General features: G+C 71.6%; 17 protein-coding genes. 8 read left to right on the forward strand and 9 right to left on the reverse strand.

All coding sequences use genetic code 11. From position 1 onward, the window contains the following. The first annotated feature begins 91 nt into the window (after positions 1-91). The 5 genes from ACMXN5_RS36095 to ACMXN5_RS36115 all read left to right on the forward strand — a co-directional run bounded on the left by ACMXN5_RS36095 (position 92) and on the right by ACMXN5_RS36115 (position 8,616). Positions 92-310, forward strand: coding sequence for a hypothetical protein (locus tag ACMXN5_RS36095; RefSeq protein ID WP_439679112.1), 219 nt, complete (start codon positions 92-94; stop codon positions 308-310). A gap of 854 nt (positions 311-1,164) precedes the next feature. Beyond that, positions 1,165-5,232 carry a Pls/PosA family non-ribosomal peptide synthetase gene (locus ACMXN5_RS36100; RefSeq protein ID WP_439679113.1) on the forward strand — a complete coding sequence of 1,356 codons (4,068 nt, stop codon included), beginning with the start codon at positions 1,165-1,167 and terminating at the stop codon, positions 5,230-5,232. Between the two features lie 70 nt (positions 5,233-5,302). After that, on the forward strand, positions 5,303-6,661 hold the full coding sequence (locus ACMXN5_RS36105) for a diaminobutyrate--2-oxoglutarate transaminase family protein (protein WP_439679114.1): 1,359 nt from the start codon (positions 5,303-5,305) through the stop codon (positions 6,659-6,661). 79 nt (positions 6,662-6,740) lie between these two features. After that, positions 6,741-8,006, forward strand: coding sequence for an aspartate kinase (locus tag ACMXN5_RS36110; RefSeq protein WP_439679115.1), 1,266 nt, complete (start codon positions 6,741-6,743; stop codon positions 8,004-8,006). Between the two features lie 115 nt (positions 8,007-8,121). Continuing rightward, complete coding sequence (locus tag ACMXN5_RS36115) at positions 8,122-8,616, forward strand: hypothetical protein (protein ID WP_439679116.1); 495 nt, start codon at positions 8,122-8,124, stop codon at positions 8,614-8,616. A 30-nt stretch (positions 8,617-8,646) separates the two neighbouring features. Here ACMXN5_RS36115 and ACMXN5_RS36120 read toward each other — a convergent pair whose 3' ends face one another. Together ACMXN5_RS36120 and ACMXN5_RS36125 are read right to left on the reverse strand one after the other, a co-directional pair. Beyond that, the gene (locus ACMXN5_RS36120) at positions 8,647-9,462 is read right to left on the reverse strand and encodes a hypothetical protein (protein ID WP_439679117.1); all 816 of its coding nucleotides are present in this window, start codon (positions 9,460-9,462) and stop codon (positions 8,647-8,649) included. A gap of 67 nt (positions 9,463-9,529) precedes the next feature. After that, positions 9,530-10,450, reverse strand: a complete 921-nt coding sequence (locus ACMXN5_RS36125) for an AraC family transcriptional regulator (RefSeq protein ID WP_439679118.1) — start codon at positions 10,448-10,450, stop codon at positions 9,530-9,532. Positions 10,451-11,114: 664 nt separating this feature from the next. Here ACMXN5_RS36125 and ACMXN5_RS36130 point away from each other — a divergent pair. Continuing rightward, on the forward strand, positions 11,115-12,137 hold the full coding sequence (locus ACMXN5_RS36130; protein ID WP_439679119.1) for a hypothetical protein: 1,023 nt from the start codon (positions 11,115-11,117) through the stop codon (positions 12,135-12,137). A 30-nt stretch (positions 12,138-12,167) separates the two neighbouring features. Here the strand turns inward: ACMXN5_RS36130 and ACMXN5_RS36135 are convergent, their stop codons facing one another. Beyond that, positions 12,168-12,725: a TetR/AcrR family transcriptional regulator gene (locus tag ACMXN5_RS36135; RefSeq protein ID WP_439679120.1), complete on the reverse strand. Its 558-nt coding sequence runs from the start codon at positions 12,723-12,725 to the stop codon at positions 12,168-12,170. 157 nt (positions 12,726-12,882) lie between these two features. Further along, a complete protein-coding gene (locus ACMXN5_RS36140) occupies positions 12,883-13,887 on the reverse strand; it encodes an EamA family transporter (RefSeq protein WP_439679121.1) in 1,005 nt (334 codons plus the stop codon). Between the two features lie 90 nt (positions 13,888-13,977). On the opposite strand from ACMXN5_RS36140, the gene ACMXN5_RS36145 reads away from it, so the two are divergent. After that, positions 13,978-14,484 carry an Lrp/AsnC family transcriptional regulator gene (locus ACMXN5_RS36145; RefSeq protein WP_439679122.1) on the forward strand — a complete coding sequence of 169 codons (507 nt, stop codon included), beginning with the start codon at positions 13,978-13,980 and terminating at the stop codon, positions 14,482-14,484. A gap of 161 nt (positions 14,485-14,645) precedes the next feature. Continuing rightward, on the forward strand, positions 14,646-15,350 hold the full coding sequence (locus ACMXN5_RS36150; protein ID WP_439679123.1) for a hypothetical protein: 705 nt from the start codon (positions 14,646-14,648) through the stop codon (positions 15,348-15,350). Between the two features lie 25 nt (positions 15,351-15,375). Here the strand turns inward: ACMXN5_RS36150 and ACMXN5_RS36155 are convergent, their stop codons facing one another. The 5 genes from ACMXN5_RS36155 to ACMXN5_RS36175 form a co-directional block, all read right to left on the reverse strand. After that, positions 15,376-15,981 carry an isochorismatase family protein gene (locus ACMXN5_RS36155; protein ID WP_439679124.1) on the reverse strand — a complete coding sequence of 202 codons (606 nt, stop codon included), beginning with the start codon at positions 15,979-15,981 and terminating at the stop codon, positions 15,376-15,378. Positions 15,982-16,067: 86 nt separating this feature from the next. Beyond that, positions 16,068-17,051: a GlxA family transcriptional regulator gene (locus ACMXN5_RS36160; RefSeq protein ID WP_439679125.1), complete on the reverse strand. Its 984-nt coding sequence runs from the start codon at positions 17,049-17,051 to the stop codon at positions 16,068-16,070. Positions 17,052-17,194: 143 nt separating this feature from the next. Next, the gene (locus tag ACMXN5_RS36165; RefSeq protein WP_439679126.1) at positions 17,195-17,845 is read right to left on the reverse strand and encodes a hypothetical protein; all 651 of its coding nucleotides are present in this window, start codon (positions 17,843-17,845) and stop codon (positions 17,195-17,197) included. Next, a complete protein-coding gene (locus ACMXN5_RS36170) occupies positions 17,842-18,747 on the reverse strand; it encodes a sigma factor (protein ID WP_439679127.1) in 906 nt (301 codons plus the stop codon). The genes ACMXN5_RS36165 and ACMXN5_RS36170 overlap by 4 nt, the downstream gene beginning before the upstream one ends. After that, positions 18,744-18,926, reverse strand: coding sequence for a hypothetical protein (locus tag ACMXN5_RS36175; RefSeq protein WP_439679128.1), 183 nt, complete (start codon positions 18,924-18,926; stop codon positions 18,744-18,746). Before ACMXN5_RS36175 ends, ACMXN5_RS36170 begins: the two co-directional genes overlap by 4 nt. Between the last annotated feature and the right edge of the window lie 202 nt (positions 18,927-19,128).

Raw genomic sequence — 19,128 nt, forward strand, 5'->3', positions numbered from 1 at the left:
CCCCAGGATGGCATCGGCCGGCGGATCCCGCCCCCGCCGACGCCCCCGCCGGCGCCGGCCGATCGCACTCGGGTGCGCGACCCTGGACGACATGAGCGACAAGGCACACGGCCGCTTCGACCTCGTCGTCGAGGCGTACCGTCCCGGTGACACATATCGGCTGGTCATGCTCGCCGACGGCACCTACCGTCGACTGCACGACCGGGGCGAACTCGACGCCCTCGCCGCCGAACTGGGCCTGGACCCCGCCGACCGCGACCAGGTCGCCTGGGAGGGCGGCGACGAGTGGCCCGCGCACGACGGCGGTTGATCCATCCACGGCCGACCGCATGATCGACCACGGCCGTTCCCGGTGCGTCAAGAGGCAACCGAGAACCAACCGTGAGCGAGTCTTTACGCGCCGTCGGAGGTTCTCGAAGCCCACGGACGACTTTCGCCGCTCCGCGGTCGGCTCGATGTCGCCCCTGCATCGACATCACCGCAACACTGTGTAGCTGTATATTTCCGGTGGGTAACATTCACTCGGGCGCCCGCACGCGGCGCCGGCCGACCGTCGAGCGCATACCTCCCCCACCCATGTCCGCCTCCGTTCCGCCTCCGTTCCGCCTCCGGATGTCCGACCGGGCGGCGTCGCGGTGGAGTGCGGCACCGGCCTCCGGTTACCCGTGGTAAACCTCACCCGTCGCAATGGGCCATCTCACGTTGGCTCGTATTCACCTGTTCCGGAGACGGCTCGCGAACCTAGTTTTCATTTCGCCTTCCATGCGCTATCGGGCAAATCTCAGGCCCGGCACGAGTCGCAATAGGCGGCACGACCGTGATCTTCCCGGTCAAGAATGATCACGACTTCGAATTGCACAGAGAGCCGAACCCAAGGCGCCGCCACGGCGTTCTTCGGCTCTCCGGCCGTTCGCCGGAATCCACCGCGCGAAACGGCCGCGTCGGCTCGCCTCGGGCCGTTTCGGCGGGTGCTTCCAGGTCCTTGAATACGTCTTCACCTGCACCGATGGCGCCGGTAAGTCGCGCCTTTCCCCGTAGCGCCGGTCACGCGCGGGCGGTGTCGCAGCGGCCCTCCACACCTGTCGTGTATGTCGATCTTCAGACATCCCCGATGGAATCTCATTATTCAACCGGGTTTACATAAATCCCCGACGAGGACGAGTCATGACCCGTATGAGAACCACTCCCGGACCGGCGAACTCGGTCGTGACCCCGGGGGCATCACCCCCCACGGCCACTCTCGACAAGTCGCCGATCCGCGTACTTCCCCATTTCTTCGAGCGATCCTGCGACCGCAATCCCGAGGCCGTCGCCGTCGTCTGCGAGAACACCTCGTTGAGTTACGCGGAGCTGGACCGCCGAGCCAACCGCTTGGCGAGTCTGCTCCGAAGCCGAGGGGCCGCGCCGGGCCGCACCGTGGGAATCCTCCTGGAACGCTCGCTCGACGCCTACGTCGCCCTGCTCGGCGTGATCAAGTCGGGCGCCGCCTACGTCCCGCTCGACCCGTCGTTCCCGGCCGAACGCGTCGCCTTCATCGCCCGGGACGCCGACCTGTGCGATCTGGTCAGTACGTCCGAGATGCGCGGGCGCACCGCGGAGGCGACCTGCCCCCTGCTCGAACTCGACGTCGCGGCGCAGGACTTGGCCCGACAACCCGACGATCGGCCCGACGTCCGCATCGACCCGGGCTCGTGGTCCTACGTGATCTACACCTCCGGGACCACGGGCCGCCCCAAGGGCGTGGCCGTATCGCACGCGAGCATCGCCAACTTCCTGCACGTGGTCACCCCGATCTACCGGGTGAGCGCCCGGGACCGGGTCTACCAGGGACTCTCGATCGCGTTCGACTTCTCGGTCGAGGAGATCTGGCCGGCCTGGATCGCCGGGGCGACCCTGATCTCCGGTCCCACCGACGGCGGACGGGTCGGCCAGGGGCTGAGCGACTTCCTGCTGGAGCACCGGATCACGGTGCTGTGCTGCGTACCCACCCTGCTGACCACCATCGAGGGCGAATTTCCGCTCCTGCGCACCCTGTTGGTCAGCGGCGAGGCCTGCCCGCCGGACCTTGTCCGGCGCTGGGCGCGACCCGATCGGCGCATCCTCAACGCGTACGGACCCACCGAGACCACCGTCACCGCGACCTGCGGCGAACTGGGCCCGAACCGGCCGGTGACGATCGGCATACCGCTGCCGACCTACCGGGTCTACATCCTCGACGAGCAACTGCGCCCGGTCGACGAGGGCGCCGGCGGGGAGATCTGCGTCGGCGGTCCGGGTGTGGCGGTCGGCTACGTCAATCGCCCCGACCTGACCGCCGAGCGGTTCGTGACCAACCCGATCGAGGCCGAACGCGCCGACGTGCCGAGGATCTATCGCACGGGCGACCTCGGCCGGTTCACCGCGACGGGCGAGATCGAATACCTCGGCCGGGTCGACACCCAGCTCAAGATTCGCGGCTATCGTATCGAGGCGGCCGAGATCGAGGAGGTGCTGCGCGAGGATCCCGCGATCGAGAACGCGGTGGTGACCCCGCTGGAGCGGGACGGCGTCGTGCAGGACCTGGTCGGCTACGTGACACTCGTCGCCGGCGGCGACGGAGCGTCGACCCCGGCCTGTGACGCGTTGCGGGCCCGGTTGCGGGTGGCGCTGCAGAGCCGGCTGCCCGCGTACATGATCCCGTCCTACGTCGAGGTGCTGCCCGAATTCCCGTTGCTGGCCGCGGACAAGGTCGACCGTGCCGCACTGCCCGCGCCGGCCTCCGCGCCGCTGAACCGGCGCACCGGTACCCACGTCGCACCCGAGACGGCACTGGAACGGCACCTGGCCCGGGCCTGGGCGGACGTGCTCGGCGGCGCGGAGATCTCCGTCGAGGACGACTTCTTCTGCGACCTCGGCGGCCACTCCATGGCGGCGGCCCGGCTGATCTCCCGACTACGCCGGGAACCGGAGTTGCGCGGCGTGGCGATGGGCGACCTGTACGCCCACCCCACCATTCGCGGCCTGGCCCGGCACGTCGAGGCCGAGGCGGCGGCCGGGGATCCGGCGGCCGGTGTCGCACGGCAACCCGCCACCCCCGCGCCGGCACCGCTCCGGCACCGCAGCCGGCGGGTATTCGCCTGCGGCGTCGCGCAGTGCGTCACGCTGTACGCGTGGCTGCTCGCCCTGGGCCTGCCCGCGGTCGTGCTGCTGTACCGGGTGTTCCTGGCCTGGGACCTGCCGATCCACGAGCCCGCGCCCGGCGGCCTGCTCGACCGCCTCACTCACCTGTACCTGCCCGGGTTCATCGCCTTGGAGGTGGGGTGGATCGTCGCGAGCCTGCTCGTCACGCTGTTCGCCGCGCGGTTGTTGATGCTCGGCGTACGCCCCGGGTGGTATCCGCTGTGGGGCGTGACCTACCTGCGGTTTTGGCTGTACGGCCGGATGCTCGCGTTCAGTCCGCTCGCGTTCCTCACCGGATCCCCGCTCCTGGCCCCGTGGTTGCGGCTGGTCGGCGCCCGGGTCGGTCGCGGCTGCCATGTGTCGGCGGTGCTCGGGCTGCCCGCGTTCGTGGAGATCGGCGACGGGGCGAGCATCGGCTACGGCGCACGCCTCCAGCCGTACGTGGTCGAGCACGGGTGGTTGCGGCTGGCGCCGGTCCGCATCGGCGCCGGCTGCTTCGTGGGCACCAACAGCGTCGTGCTCGCGGGCGCAGTGATCGGCGACCGCACCTCGGTCGGCGAGCAGTCGTTGGTTCCGGCGGACCACGTGTTGCCCGCCGACGAGCACTGGGCCGGCTCACCCGTCACCCGCCAGGAAGGGGCGCCGGCGCTGCTCGACGCGATGGCGGCCGAGGACGACGGCCGGGCCTGGCCACTGCGGGTCCTGATCGGCTTCGGCGCGGGTGCCGTACTGCTCGCCTTGGTCCCGCTGTTGGTCGCCGGCGCCGCCGGCGCGCTCGTGGGGGTCGTCGCCTGGCGGTACGGCTTCGGCTGGGCGATCGTCGCCACGCTCCCGGCCGGGCCGCTGGTGGTGCTGTTCACGTGTGTCCTGGTGCTGGTGGTCAAGCGGGTGGTGCTGCCGCGCTCGCGGGCCGGCATCCATCCCGAACGCAGCGGCCTGGGCGTGCGCAAGTGGATCGGCGACGGCATGATGACGGCCAGTCTGACGCTGACCCACGCGCTCTACTCGACGCTGTACCTCGTCCCGTTCCTGCGCCTGCTCGGTGCCCGTACCGGGCGCTGGTCCGAGGTGGCCACGGTCAGCTTCGTCGACCCCGAGATGCTGATCATCGGCGAGCGCAGCTTCGTGGCGGACGTCAGCGTGGTCGGCCCGGCGGTGTTCCATCACGGGCAGGTCGCGCTCGCCCCGGCCGAGATCGGCGCGCGCAGTTTCGTCGGCAACGGCGCGCTCGTTCCCGGCTCGTGCCGGCTCGGCGAGAACAGTCTGCTCGGCGTGCACTCGCTCGCGCCGACCCGGCCGATCGACCCCGAGACCACCTGGCTCGGTTCGCCGGCGATCTTCCTGCCGCGTCGCGAGGAGAGCCGGGAGTTCCCGGCGAAGTTGACGTACGACCCGAGCCGGGGGTTGATCGCGGCCCGGCTCGCGATCGAGTACTTCCGGGTGACGCTGCCCGCCACGATCGCCGCGCTGGGCGCGCTGGGCAGTCTGTACGCGGCCGTCCGGCTCGCCGGGGTGTGCCCGCCGTGGGTGCTGTTCCTGCTCGGTCCGGCCCTGTTCGTGGCCGTCGGAGTGGGCTCCACGCTGGCCGCGGTGGTGCTGAAGTGGCTTGTCATCGGCCGCTATCGGGCCAGGGTCGAACCGCTGTGGAGCATCTGGGTGCGCCGCACGGAGCTGATCACCGGGCTGTACGAGAACCTGGTCGTGCCGAGCCTGCTCAACCTCCTCACCGGCACTCCCCTGATGGGCCCGGTGTTGCGGCTGTTCGGCGCCCGGATCGGCCGGCGGGTCTGGCTCGGCACCACGTATCTGACCGAGTTCGACCTTGTCGAGGTGGGCGACGACGCGGCGGTGGCGGAGGTGACGTCGCTGCAGACCCACCTGTTCGAGGACCGCGTGATGAAGATGTCCGAGGTCCGGATCGGCGCGGGCGCCTCGGTCGGCACCCGGTCGGTCGTGCTCTACGACGCGCGGGTCGGCGCCGGGGCCTCGCTCGACGCACTGTCCCTGGTGATGAAGGGCGAACACCTGCCCGACGAGACCCGGTGGCGCGGCATCCCGGCCCGCCCCGGGTGAGGCGTCCCGGTCCCGTCCCCGCCCCCCAATCCCCATCCCCCATGTCCCGTAGTCCCCATCGGAGATACCCATGACGCTTGCCCAGGTCACCATGACCGAGCCCCACGTGGCGTGCGACCTACCCGGTCCGCGCTCCGCCGAACTGCTCGCGCGCCAGGCCCGGCGCGAGTCCAACGCCCGTACGTATCCGCGTAATCTGCCCATCGCGCTGGCCGAGGCGGCCGGCAGCTTCGTACGCGATGTCGACGGCAACGTCTTCATCGACTTCCTCGCCGGCGCCGGCGTGCTTTCCCTGGGCCACAACCATCCCGAGCTGGTCCGCTCGGTCACCACGCAACTGGGCGTGCTCACCCACGGGTTGGATTTCCCGACGCCGGTCAAGGACGCGTTCCTGGAGGCTCAGCTGTCCATGCTGCCCGCCGGGATGCGCGAGCGCACAAAGGTGCACTTCTGCGGTCCCACCGGGGCCAACGCCATCGAGGCGGCGATCAAGCTCTGCAAGATCGCCACCGGTCGCGGCGACGTCGTCACCTTCCAGGGCGGCTTCCACGGCAGCACACACGCCGCCATGGCGCTGACCGGTCTGGTCTCGGCGAAGCGGCCCGTCGCCAACAGCGTGCCCGGCACCCACTTCTTCCCGTTCTCCTACTGCGGCCGGTGCCCGCTGGCCCTGAGCCCCGCCACATGCACCACGAACTGCGTGGCCTACCTGGAGCGTTCGCTCACCGACGGCAACGCCGGCATCCCGCTGCCCGCCGCGGTGCTCCTCGAACTCGTACAGGGCGAGGGCGGCGTGGTGCCCGCGACCGCAGACTTCGTCCGCCGACTGCGTGCGCTCACCCGGGAGTTGCGGATTCCGTTGATCGTCGACGAGGTGCAGACCGGCTGCGGGCGCACCGGTACCTGGTTCGCGTTCGAGCAGTACGGGATCGAACCGGACGTCGTGGTCGCCTCCAAGGCGCTCAGCGGCATCGGCACCCCGATCGCGGTGATCCTGTACGACGACGCGCTCGACGGCTGGGCGGCCGGCGCGCACATCGGCACCTTTCGCGGCAACCAACTCGCCTTCGCCGCGGGGGTCGAGGCCGTGCGCATCGTCCGGCGCGACGACATCCTCGGCAACGTGCGTCGGCGCGGCGCGCAGATCGCCGACCGGCTCACGCCGCTGATGGCCGACCCCTGGGTGCGCGAGGTGCGCGGCCGGGGCCTGATGTGGGGCATCGAGATCGCCGACCCGCAAACCGGACTGCCCGCCGCGGAGTTCGCCCGCGCGATCCAGGCCCGGGCGCTGCGCCGGGGGCTGATCGTCGAGCGCGGCGGACGCGAGGACTGCGTGGTGCGGATCCTCCCGCCGCTCAACGTCACCGCCGAGGTCGTGGACACCGCGTGCACGATCCTCGTCGACGCCGTCGAAGCCGGTCACCCGTAGGCCCATCCGCACCGGGCCACCGGCCGACCCGGCGCCGACCGGCCGCCCGTCCGGGGCGGTCTCGAGGAGATCTCACTCCATGGTTCTCATCGTGCAGAAGTACGGCGGCTCCTCGGTGCACAGCATCGAGCGCGTCAAGCAGGTCGCCGAACGCGTGGTAGCCACGCGTCACGAGGGTCACGACGTCGTCGTGGTGTTGTCCGCCATGGGCGACACCACCGACGAACTGCTCGACCTGGCACGGCAGATCTCGCCCTTCCCGCACCGGCGCGAGCTGGACATGTTGTTCACCTCGGGCGAGCGCATCTCCAACGCGCTGGCCGCGATGGCGATCCGCGACCTGGGCGCGCGGGCGTGTTCGTTGTCCGGCCCCCAGGCGGGCGTGTTCACCACCGCCGAATACGGCAGGGCGCAGATCGTCGAGGTGGTCCCACATCGGGTTCGGCGCGAACTCGACCGGGGCCGGATCGTGTTGGTCGCCGGATTCCAGGGCCTGAACCGGGACACCGACGACATCACCACGCTGGGCCGCGGCGGTTCCGACACCACGGCCATCGCGCTGGCCGCCGCGCTCAAGGCCGACGTCTGCGAGATCTACACGGACGTGGACGGCGTGTACAGCGCGGATCCCCGGATCGTGCCGAACGCGCGGCTGCTCGACCACGTCACCTACGACGCCATGCAGGAGATGGCGGCGTCGGGGAGTCGGGTGCTGGCCCTGCGCTCGGTCGAGTACGCCCGCCGCTGGGGTGTACCGATCCAGGTCCGGTCCTCGTACGGGGACAAGCCCGGAACCACCGTTTCCGGCGCCCCCGACGACGCCGGCGCGGAACCGTCACGGATCACCGCCGTCGCGCACGACCTGTCCGGCGCGAAGGTCACCGTGCACGGGGTCCCGGACGGCGCGGGGGCGGTGGGCCGGCTGGTCCGCGCGGTCGCCGACGCCGGGGGCGAGATCGACATGGTGGTGCGGAACGCGGCACGACCGGACGACGCCCGCGCCGATCTGACGTTCGTCCTGCCCGAACAGGGCGTGGCCGCCGCGCTGGCCGCACTCGGCGCGATGCGCGCCGAACTCGGCTTCGAGGGGGTCAGCCACGACGCGGACGTCGGCAAGGTCTCGCTGATCGGCACCGGCATGCGGGCCGGTCCGGGGGTCACCGCGACCTTCTGCGAGACGCTGGCGGCCGTGGGCGTCAACATCGAGATCATGTCGACGTCGGAGATCCGGATCTCCGTCTTGTGCCGCACCGCCCAGGTGGTCGACGCGGTGCGCGCCCTGCACACCGCGTTCGACCTCGACACGACGGAGGAGGCCCTGGTCCACGCGGGTTCGGGCCGCTGATCGTCGGCCCACCGAAAACCGCCGGCGCCGGGAGTACGTCCCGGCGCCGGCGGCCGTCGGTTCCGCCTCGAAGATCCCGGCCTCGCGCCGGTTCGTCGTTCGCTACGCTGCGCAGATGGCGACTGACGGGGGTTCGGGGGATGCCGGGATCGAACAGACGCCCGCTCAGGGGCGGTTGGGGTCCGCGGACGGGACGGCCAAGGTGTTTCACGCCCTCGGGTTGGCCGTGTTGCTCCTGTCCGAATACTGGCGGTCGGTGATCGACGATGTGCGGACGGGCACCGCGCCGCCGGACCGGGTCCAGGCGCTTGCCCGGGCGGCCGCGTCGATGGCCGACAACGGGTTGCACAAGACGGCGGCGGACCTGTTCGAGACGGCGTCGTTCGGACAGGAGCGGGCGGCGTTGTGGGCGGCGGTGTGTTGTGCCCTGGTCGTACGCCTCAACCGGCACGGGTCGCCGGAACTGCAGAAAACCCTGTCCTATGTGTCCGCCGTGTACTGCGCGTTGGCATGCGCCGTCGGCACGTACTACCTGTTCGCGTCCGGGCCGATCGTGCTGCTCGCCCTCGGGATCGGCTTCGGAGTGATGCACACCGCGACCCGCAAATGACCGGGTGCGGACGGGGGTTCGGCGCGTCGGTCAGCGATTCGGATAGGTCGCGCAGATCAGCGTGGTGTCGTTGTGGGCGACCCAATACCAGTAGTACGTACGGTCGTTGGCCACCCTGGCACACGCACCGGCGCGGACTTCGGCCGGGGCCCGGTAGACGCCGGTGACGGCCAGGAGCGAATCGAAGCTCGCCGGGATGCGCGCCGCGTCGCAGTCGATCCAGGTGAACAGGTTGGCGGAGTAGCGCGGGGTGTTCTCGGTCCCGCCCGAGCGGGAGACCAGGAAGCACTGACCCTTGCGGAACTGCCGTTCCAGGCACAGGTCGACGTCGCGATAGCGCCAACTGGTCACCCCGGGGTCGCTGATCGGGCAGTTCGTGGCGTTCACCCCGGCCACGCGCACATACGCGCTGTCCGAGTCGCAGTCCACCGCGCGCGGGGTGTCGGTGTTCCAACCGCTGCCGCGCTCCGTCCCGGTCTGCCACGCGTTCAGGCAGATCCCGTTGTGGGCCACCGCCGCGAACGCGTCCGCGCGCGGGTCGCGCACGGGGGTCGGCACCGAGCCGCCCGGCCGGGAATCGCTCCCGCTCGGCGTGCGCCCGGGCGTCTGCCGGGGATCCGCCGGCAGCCCGCGCACCGTCGGGAACCCCGTGGGCAGCCCGGTCGGCAGCCCCGCCCTCGGCGCCCCCTTCGTCGCGGCGGTCAACGCCGCCGGCGCGCCCCCGGCGCCCTTGCCGCCCTTGTCGTCCTCCAGTACGCGGGGCAGCACGATCACCGCGAACAGCAGTGCCGCCACCAGCAGTACGAGATTGCCCTGTTGCCGCTTCGAATCCCCGACCCCCGTCATGCCGCGCCATGGTACGGACCCGCCGCGCATTCCGACACCACCATCGGTCGACGTCCGCCGAGGTCGGTCAGGGCGTCGGCACGTGCCGCCGAAAACGGCCCGGCGGGATGCCGTATGCGCGTTTGAACGCCTTGGCGAAGGCGTACTCCGAGCCGTAGCCGCAACGTTCGGCCACGGTCGGCAGCGACGCGTCGGTGCCGCGCAGCAGGCGCGCCGCGGTGGTCATCCGCCACCAGGTGAGATAGCCCAGCGGGGGTTGGCCGACGACGGTGCTGAAGCGTTTGGCGAAGGTGGCCCGCGAAACCCCGGATCGGGTGGCCAACTCCTCGACGGTCCAAGGGTGTTCGGGGCGGCTGTGGATCTCGTGCAGGGCGCCCGCGACGGCCGGGTCGGTCAGCGCGGCGGCCCAACCCGTTCCGGCGTGTGCGGCCTCCTCCTCGATCCAGGCGCGCAGTACGTACAGCAGCAGCACGTCGACGAGCGGGATCAGGATCGCCTCGCTGCCGACCCGGGGCCGCCGCAGTTCCGCGCCCATCAGGTCGACGGTGGCCCGGATCGCCGGGTGTTGCCCGACCCGGGCGGGCAGGTGGATCACCGGCGGCAGGTCGCGCAGCAGCGGATGCGGGCGCAACCGATCGAACGTGTAGCAGACGCAGACCATTTCGGTGAGCGCGCCCGGGCCGGGGATGTGCAACTCGGTGATCAACGACGTCTCGTCGCGGGCGGGGCGGAAGTCGATCGGCGGGCTGCCGGGCCGATCCGCCAGCACGTGACCATGCCCCGGGGCGGTGAACAACACGTCGCCGACGCCGAGGGTCAGCGGCGGGCCGTCGGGCGGAATCAGCGCGCACGTCCCCTGGAGCACCACATGGCAGCAGGCCGAGTCACCCGCCGGGAAACGTACGCCCCACGGCTGCCGACACATGCTGCGCCCCGCGTACGGCCGACCGGCGCGCATCGCCGCGAGCACATCTCCGAGAACGTCCATGTCGGCACTCTAGTGTGCGTCGGGCCAGACGATCGGACAAGAAATCCGGACAGCAGGGTATTCAGCGTCCGATCCGTCCCGAACTGGTCGGAGGCCGGTTTCGCGCGGCAGACGATCCGTCAGGTGGTCCGGGTCGGCGTCGGCGGCGACATCGTCCGGGTCCGTCTGTCCAACCTTCATGGCATCCGGCCGCTCACCGTCACCGGCGCCACGATCGCGGCCGGTGCGGGCGGCGTATGCCCGCACCGCTCGTCGGGTGTGCGGGTGCGTGGCACGGGAGGATGCGCGGCAGAGTCGCTCATTGTCGGGCCTGGTCGATCGGCACCGGGAAGGCACGCCCGGCGCCACGCCCAAGGTCACTCGAAGGAGTGGCACCGCGTGTCGATCGGGTGAACACTCGGTAGCCGGCGTGTATCGATCGCGGGCTCCTCGTTGTCCGCTCCGACGCCGGATCCCGCTTCGGGAATCGGCGCACCCGCTCATCACGCGGTCGGCACCCGACGCCCGCCGCCTTCGGCCACCGCCCGAGTCAGGAGCCCGCCACGCAGCGAACCCGACACCCGTCGAACCCCGAACCCCCGTGCGCCGGGCCCGACCTGCCACCGCCGCGCGCCGTCCGCCGCCACCGCCACTCCTCCTCCGGCCCGGACGACGGCGGGTGCCGATGAGGGCCGGTCGACGGCGCCTCCCGTCGATCGCCAGGGCGGCCACGGCACCGGAGCCCGGCCTGATCGCGCTCGCCGTCGTCATCGGCATCGGCGGTCGCTCGGGATCCGGCCTCCCGGTCCTGCTCGCCGCCGGTCTGGCGTTCGCCGTCCTGCTGCGCACGGCGCGCCGACCCAACCGCTCGCGCGCGATCGCGTTCGGCACGCTCACCATCGGCGCGGGCGCCCTCCAGGCCGTCCCGCAACCGACCGGGCGGCCCCTCTCCCCGTGGCCCCTGCTCGCCTTCCTCGCGATCACCCTCGCCGTCGTACTCGCCGCCGCGGTCCGCCTGTTGACCGAGGTCGTGCGTGTCACGGGCGGCCGCGCACCGCGACTGCGCACCGCCCTGGACGCCTGGCTGCTGGTCGCGTCCGTCCTCACCCTGGGCCGGATGACCGCGCTGCACTGCGCCGCCGGCGACCCTCGGCACGGGACCGCGTCGACCGTCTGGGTTCCGGTGGGCTGGTTGTGCGTCGACGTGGTGTGGGTGTGCCTGGCCCCGCTGCTCTACGGCGCGCCGACCCGGGGACGGCGCGGCGGCGCGGCCCTGGTGACGCTGGTGGCCGTGGCGGTGATCGGCCTCGGCGGCATCGAGGTCCTCGTGTCCGACGCGGTCGACCGGGTGAGCCGCCTGTCGACCGCCACCAGGGTCGTGGGCATGGTGATGATCGTGTGCGGGCCCTGTACCCGCCCGGCCGGCATATCCGCGACCGCGAGCACGCCCCGGCGCCGGGCCGCGACCGCCGTGCTGGCCGCGAGCGTACCCGTGCTCGCCTGTACCGTCGTCGCCCTCGTACACCTGCTCGCCGGACACCGCTGCGATCGGCTCACCGTCGTCCTGGCCGGCTCCGTCGCGGCCACCGTATGGGCGCGCCAGTGCCTGGCCCGCCTGCGTACCCTGCGCCTGGCCGAACAACTCGCCGACCACGTCGCCGCACACCGGCCGCGGATCCCGCACCAGGGCACCCGCCGGCCGGGCTGACGGCGACCCCGAACCCGAACCCGAAGTCGGCTATCTCAACAGCCACTTCCGGGTCAGCAGCAGCACCTCCGCGCGGCTGTACGGGCCTTGGTCGGCGGCGACGAAGTGCATGCCGATTCGCAGCGAGAAGGCGAGCAGGCAGCGCACCTCGACGTCGCCCGGGTCGGCGCAGAACGTCGCGAACAACGAACGCAGGTAGTCCATCCGCCGGTTGTCCACCCTGCGCAGCCGCTCCGCGACCGCCTCGTCGCGCCGGGCCCAGCCCCGGACCGCCAGGTCGGCGGCGGTACCCAGGACCGGCCCCTCGCTCGTGGACGCGAGCTCGAACAGTCGATCCAGTCGGGCCCTGGCGTCGCCCCCGCCGGCCTCGACCCGCTCGATCACGTCCTCGGTGACCGCGCGCTCCCACGTGTCGAGCATCTCGGCGAGCAGGACGCCCCGGTTGCCGAAGTACCCGTAGAACCCGCCCTTGCTGACGCCCAGTGCCTGCGCCAGCGGCTCGATCCGGACCGCCTCGGGACCGCCGGCGGCCAGCGCGCGCAGCCCCTCCTCGACCCATCTGCCGCGCGGTGTACGGGTCACGCCCACGATGTGGTTCCTCTCGTCCTCGCGTCACGCCCCGCCGTACGGTGTCGTACTCGTGGGTGCCGACCTGCGTCCATACGGCATCGTATGAACAGCGCCGGGCGTCGTGCGCCCTCGGGCCCCGGCGCGTCGAGGGCATCGGCGAGCGCGGCCGGGGTCGTCACCCCCGCCGGACGTCCTCCGACGAGCCGACGTCCGCGACGCGGGCGGGCGCTTCGACCGGCTTCTCGACCGACTGCCCGGCCGACTGCTCGACAGGCTTGGCCGGGCGCGGGCGCGTGGCGACGATCAGGACCACCGACGCGACGATGATCGCGCCGCCGAGGTAGACGTTCGGGCCCACCGACTCGCCCGCGATCGCCGCGCCCAGCAGCACCGCCACCACCGGGTTGACGTACGCGTAGGTCGCCACGGTGTCGTTGGGGAGCACACTGTTGACGTACATGTACGCGCTGAACGCGACGATCGACCCGGCGAACACCAGCCAGGCCAGCCCCAGCCACGAGGCGGTCGAGATGCCGGCCACGTCCAGTTGCCCGAACTCGCCGCGCAGCGCGGCCAGGACGAACAACATCACCCCGGCCGTGATCATCTCCAACGAGGTCACCACCAGCGGATGCCGAGGCAGCGGCGCGGTGCGCGCGTACACCGAGCCGCCCGCCCACAACACGCACGCGATCAGGACCATCACCACGCCGCCGATGTGCACGTCGCCGCCCGGGCCGCCGACCAGGACGCCGATGCCGATCGTGCCCAGGAGCAGCGCGAGCAGGATCGCGCCCGACACCCGGGTCCGGGTGGCCAGCGCGTTGATCAGCACCATCCACACCGGCACCGTCGCCACGACCAGCGCGGCGAAGCCCGAGTCGAGGTGTTGCTCGCCCAGGCTCAACAGCCCGTTGCCGCCGACCAGGAGCAGCCCGCCGATGATCGCCGCCGAGCGCAGATGCGGCCAGGTGGGTCGCTGCTCGCCGCGTGCGTGTCGCGGGCCGACCACCGCGAACATCAGCAGTCCCGCGACCAGGAACCTGGTCCCGGCCGAGAGCAGCGGCGGGATCGTCTCGACCGCGTAGCGGATGCCCAGATAGGTCGAGCCCCACACGATCCACACGGTCACGAGGGCGACCCACGGCAACAGCCGATCCCTCTTTTGAGGAGACAACACGACCAGCACACCTCATTAAATTAGGGGATCCAGGCTGCTAACCTTTTTTAGGGTAGGTCAGACACGATCTCCGGAACAAGGGGCTTTTCCATGACGCGGCAGCTCGACGAGATCGACCGGGCGCTCCTTCGCGCGCTGAGCGCGGACGGCCGGCGCACCGTGCGCGCCCTGGCCAGATCGGTGGATCTGTCCGAGCCCGCCGTGCGCGAGCGCATCCAACGACTGGAGCGCGACGGGGTGATCACCGGCTATCACGCGGAGTTGGCCCCGGCGCAGGTCGACGCCGGCACGGCCGCGTTCATCGCGCTGCGCTTCGACGCGGGGCGGGCGGCGCGCGATCAGGTCGAGGCGGCGATCCACCGCGAGCCCGCCGTCCTGGAGGCGCACGAGGTGGCGGGCGAGGACTGCTTCTGGATCAAGGTCCGGGTGGCATCCACCGCCGCGCTCGCCGACACCCTCGACCGGATCCGTGCGATCCCGGTCATCCGCGGCACGGGCACCACCATCGTGCTGCGCACCGTCTTCGAACGCCCGCTGCTGTCCGCCGAATCCGCGGTCGAGGCGGCCGACGAGGCGGTGTCGGACACCCGCGCGTAGCGGTCACGCCGGCAAACCGCACCACCCCTCGCACACCGGCGTGCGGGGGGTCTTCGGCGTGTTCTTCGCGTGGAGCTTGGCGCAAAACATACCTGCGCGCCCTTTGCGGATAGTGATTGGCTGACTTCCGTCGGTTATCACGGTGGGGTGAGGAGTCACGCGTGATCATTCAGCTGTACGGCGAGTGGACCCAGCGCTCGGACACGTCGGCGAACTATGCGCGGGCGGTGGCCGGTTGCCAGGAGGTCGCGGACCGGCAACGGAAATATTTCACCGCCGACGGACAAAAACATGAGCGTTCGATGGTCAACAAGGGCCTCGCCCTCTACATCGACGTCCCGCACCACCTCCTCGGCTTCGACGACTCCGGCGCGCGGGGCATCGCCGAGATCAAGCCGAACAACTGGGACAGCGGCTTCCTGAGTTTCGCGGTCGGCGGCCGGCGCAGTTGGACCGACGGAGTGGTCACCGCGCCCGAATCGGTGTTGTGGGCGGCGATCCACGCCTACTGGAGTGTCCGGGTGCCCGAATACGCCGACGCGTCCGCCCGGGAACGGCAGGCGTACCGACGCGGACATCTGCCGTCCGGGGCGAAGGGGGTGCCCTCCATCGAGGACCTGTCCGGCCTGATCGACTACACCAGGTGCCGCCGCTCCGGACCGGTCGTCGTGGTGGCGGGTCGGCACGTGGAGTTCGAGGAACCGGCGGACCGCCAGGAGGAGTTACCCTTCCTGGTCGCCCTCACCGACCCGCTGCACGAGCCCCCGCTCACCGGCCCGTACAGCTACCGCGGCGACCACGACGACACGGCCCGCCTCGCCAGAATCCGCAAACTCGAACCCCAGTCCCGCACCGGCCGCCGCTGACCGGCAGGGCCCGCGCGCCGGCGGATCAGTCGACCAGGTGCGCGACCGTTGGTACCACCAGGCCGAAGAGGTCGGCGATGGTGGTCAGGCTTGCCGACTGGAGGGTTTCAGCGGGGGTGACGGCGCCGTCGGGGGTGGGAAGGGCTCGGGTGGCGGTGGCTTCGGCTACGACGGTGGGGCGGTAGCCGAGGTTGAAGGCGCCCTGTGCGGTGAAGGTGACGCACATGTGCGTCATGAAGCCCGCCAGGATCAGGTCGGGGCCCGCGTCCAGGTCGCGGAGCGTGCGCTCCAGGTCGGTGTCGTGGAAGGCGTTGGGGACCTGCTTGACCACGACCGATTCGCCGTCGGCCGGCGCCACTTCGCCGCTGATCGCGCCGATCTCGGCGCGGATGTCGTACGGGGTGCCCGCTCCGCCGTCGTTGACGACGTGCACGACGGGCGTACCCGCCGCCCGCGCCGCGGCGAGCAGTCGGGCCCCGGCGGCCAGGGCCGGTTCGACGCCGTCGAGGGCCATCACGCCGGTGCGGTAGGTGTTCTGGAAGTCGATCATGATCAGGGTGCACGCGCCGCCGAGGCGGGGCGGCGTGTTGTCGAAGCCGACGATCTCGCGCAGGGTCGCGGAGGGGTGCATGGTCGGAAGTACCTTTCGTTAGAAGCCGGTTGCATGGTTTTCGGGCAGGGCGAAGCCGCCGAACCACGCGGGTTCGTACGCCGGGGTCAGGACACCGTGCGGAAGCGGCGGCGGTAGCCGGCCGGGGTGGTGGTGAGTTGTTTGCGGAAGGCCCGGTGCAGGGTTTCCACCGAGCCGAATCCGGTGGCCGCCGCGACTGCCTCCAGCGGTTCGTCGGTGCTCTCCAGGAGGCGGCGGGCCGCCTCGACCCGCGCGGCCTCCACGTAGGCCGCCGCGCCGGTGCCGGTCTCCTGCCGAAAGACCCGGGCGAACTGACGCTCGCTCAGGCACATCCGTCCGGCCAGCGCCGACGTGGACAGGTCGTGGTCCAGGTGCTCGGTGATGTACACGCGCAGTTCGTCGATGTCCCGCCGGCCGGTCGCGGGCCGGCTCAGCGGCACGCTGAACTGGCTCTGGCCGCCCTGCCGACGCAGGTACACGACCAACTGCCGGGCCACCGCGAGGGCCAGGTCCTCGCCGTGGTCCTCGGCCACCAGGGCCAGTGCCAGGTCCATACAGGCGCTGATCCCCGCCCCGGTCCAGACCCGGCCGGAGCGCACGAAGATCGGGTCGGCGTCGACCCGCACCTCGGGGTGGTCGGCGGCCAGTTGCGCGGCGGTGGACCAGTGTGTGGTCGCCCGGCGCCCGTCCAGGAGGCCCGCGGCGGCGAGCACGTGCGCGCCCACGCAGACCGACGCGATCCGGCGGGCGTGCGGCGCGGTGGCCGCGACCCACGCCACGACGGCGTCGTCGACCAGGGCCACCGGACCCTCCGGGCCCATCGCCACCGCGCCGGGGACGAGCAGCGTGTCCACCGCGGCCCCCACGTCGGCGAAGGCGACGTCCGCGAGGATCCGTACGCCGGCCGACGTACCGACGGGGCCGGCCTCGGGGCCCGCCAGGCGAACCACGTAGCCCGCCGCGCCGGCGGTCTCCCGGTTGGCCAGGGCGAAGACCTCGGCCGGGCCGGTGACGTCGAGCAGGTCGACGTCGGGGAAGACCGCGATCACGACGCGGTGTGGAGTGGACATGCGTCCATCGTGGCGCCCACCCCCGATGGCCGCAATGACGGGTATCTGTCACATTCGGCCATCGACGCGGCGCGGCCGCATCGTCCCCACACGAACATGGCGGGCGCGTCCGGGAGATCCGGAGCGCGCCCGCCACATGACGGTCATCCGTGGCCGGCGGCGGCCAGGAGACGGGGGAAGCGGTCGTTGGGTCTACAGATCTCGCCGAGGTCGGGGTCGTCGACCTCCTCGATGCCCGGCTCCACCCGGGCGACATACGCCTCCGGGTCGCCCGCCCCCTCGATCTCGGCGGGAGCCGGCGTGGGCGTGGCCGCGTGCAGTCGACCCGCCCAGTGGTGGGCGTCCTGCGGTTCGCCCTCGATCCGGTGGTGCAGGGTCAACAGGCGCATCGCCTCGACGTCGTCGGCGCCGGCCGCGTACCGCCACCAGAACGCCGCCGGCGCGGGCCGCCCGGTCAGATACAGCAGGCAGCCGAACACCAGCGCCCCGTCGGCCTCACGTTCGTGGACGAACTCGCCGAGGAGGGGACCGGTGGTCGGCCGGGCCACCACGGCCTGGCACAGCTGTTCCAGGTCCGCCGCCGCCGCGTTCTGCGCGGCGTGCGCGTCCGCGAAGCCGGTGCCGCGTTGGGGACCGATGGTGCCGGGCCGGACCAGGGCGGCCAACAGTTGCTCCTGGACGATGCGGTCGGCCAGCCGGCGGGTCGCGGCGCCGGCGTCGTAGTCGGCGAAGGCCGCGTCCATGTCGCGCCGACGCTGTTGGAGGGCGTGGTCGAGGGAATTGTGGTGGTTCATGTATTCGGTTCCCGAGGGTGCGATGGGGACGACGGGGTGGGTTCGGGATGTACGTGGCGGGCCCGCTCCAGCGCGGTGGCGAGTTGTTTGCGGGCCGCGTGTACGTGGCTGCGGACGGTGGAGATGGTCACCCCCAGGTAGTCGGCGACGTCCTGGAGCGGCAGTTGCATGACCAGGTGCAGGCGGGCGCAGGTGGCCCGCTTGACCGGCATCGCGGCGATCGTGCGATCCAGGATGTCCAGGTGGGGCACCACCGCGGCCGGGTCGCCGCTGCCGGTCGAGGCCACGTCGGGGGCGCCCGGCGCGGTGAAGTCGAACAGCACCTCGGGGGTGCGCCCGCGCCGCCGACGGATGTCCACCACCCGGCGGCGCAGGATCCCGAAGGCGAGCGCGAGCGGCGGGCTGGGGTGGCGCACGATCTCCGCCCAGCGCCGGGACAGCGCGAGCAGCACGTCGGCGACCGCCTCGTCCGCGTCGTGCGCGCAGCCCAGGCTCTTCCAGGCGTGGTCGATCAGGGTCTGCTGGTGCTCCCGGCAGAACCGGACGAAGTCCGCGGGCGCGTCGATCACCGGACCGCCGGGGGCGGGACGCCGGCGGTCCACGGTGTCCCGGACCAGGTCGCGCCGCAGCCGGCGGTCCTCCAGGGCGTCGGTGAGCATCCGGAACGCGCGCTTGACGGGCGGCGCGGGCTCGCGCAGTACGTCGTCCCAGCGCTGGAACAGGGCGAGCAGCACGTCGGCGACGATGTCCTCGGCCTCCGGGCGCGATCCGAGGTGGTCGTAGGCGAAGCGGGTGAGCGTGAGTTGGTGGCTGTGGCAGAAGGCGACGAAGTCGTTGCGCAGGAGGTCCACCAGGTCCACGTCCACGGCTTGGGCCTGTTCGGGGTGTCGGGGTTCGGTCATCGTCCGCCGCCCTTGCCGCGCGCGGAGTGTGTGCTGCGATACCCGTGGCCGCAGTGGCGGTGCGGCTCGGGGAGCGCGAAGCCACGCATCAGGGCACCGAGCGGCGCGCGCACGACGACGACCAACACGCCTATGAGCAGCCACAGTTGTCTGGTCTCGGGGCCGAGGATGTTGTTCAAGGCAGCGGTTCCTTCCGTGAAGTCCGGCGCGAACACCGGCGGGCGCGCCGACCGTTGCGCCCGACGGTGTCCACGAGACCCGAAGGCCTCTCACCCCCTATCTCGCCGGCCGACCACCCGCCGTCCAAGCCGAAACCGCAAAATCTCGCGCAACGCGTCCGAACGACTACACGTTGTCGCCCCACCAGGCCCAATGCCCGAT

The sequence above is a fragment of the Embleya australiensis genome (assembly GCF_051903075.1).
In the GTDB taxonomy this organism is placed as follows: Bacteria; Actinomycetota; Actinomycetes; order Streptomycetales; family Streptomycetaceae; genus Embleya.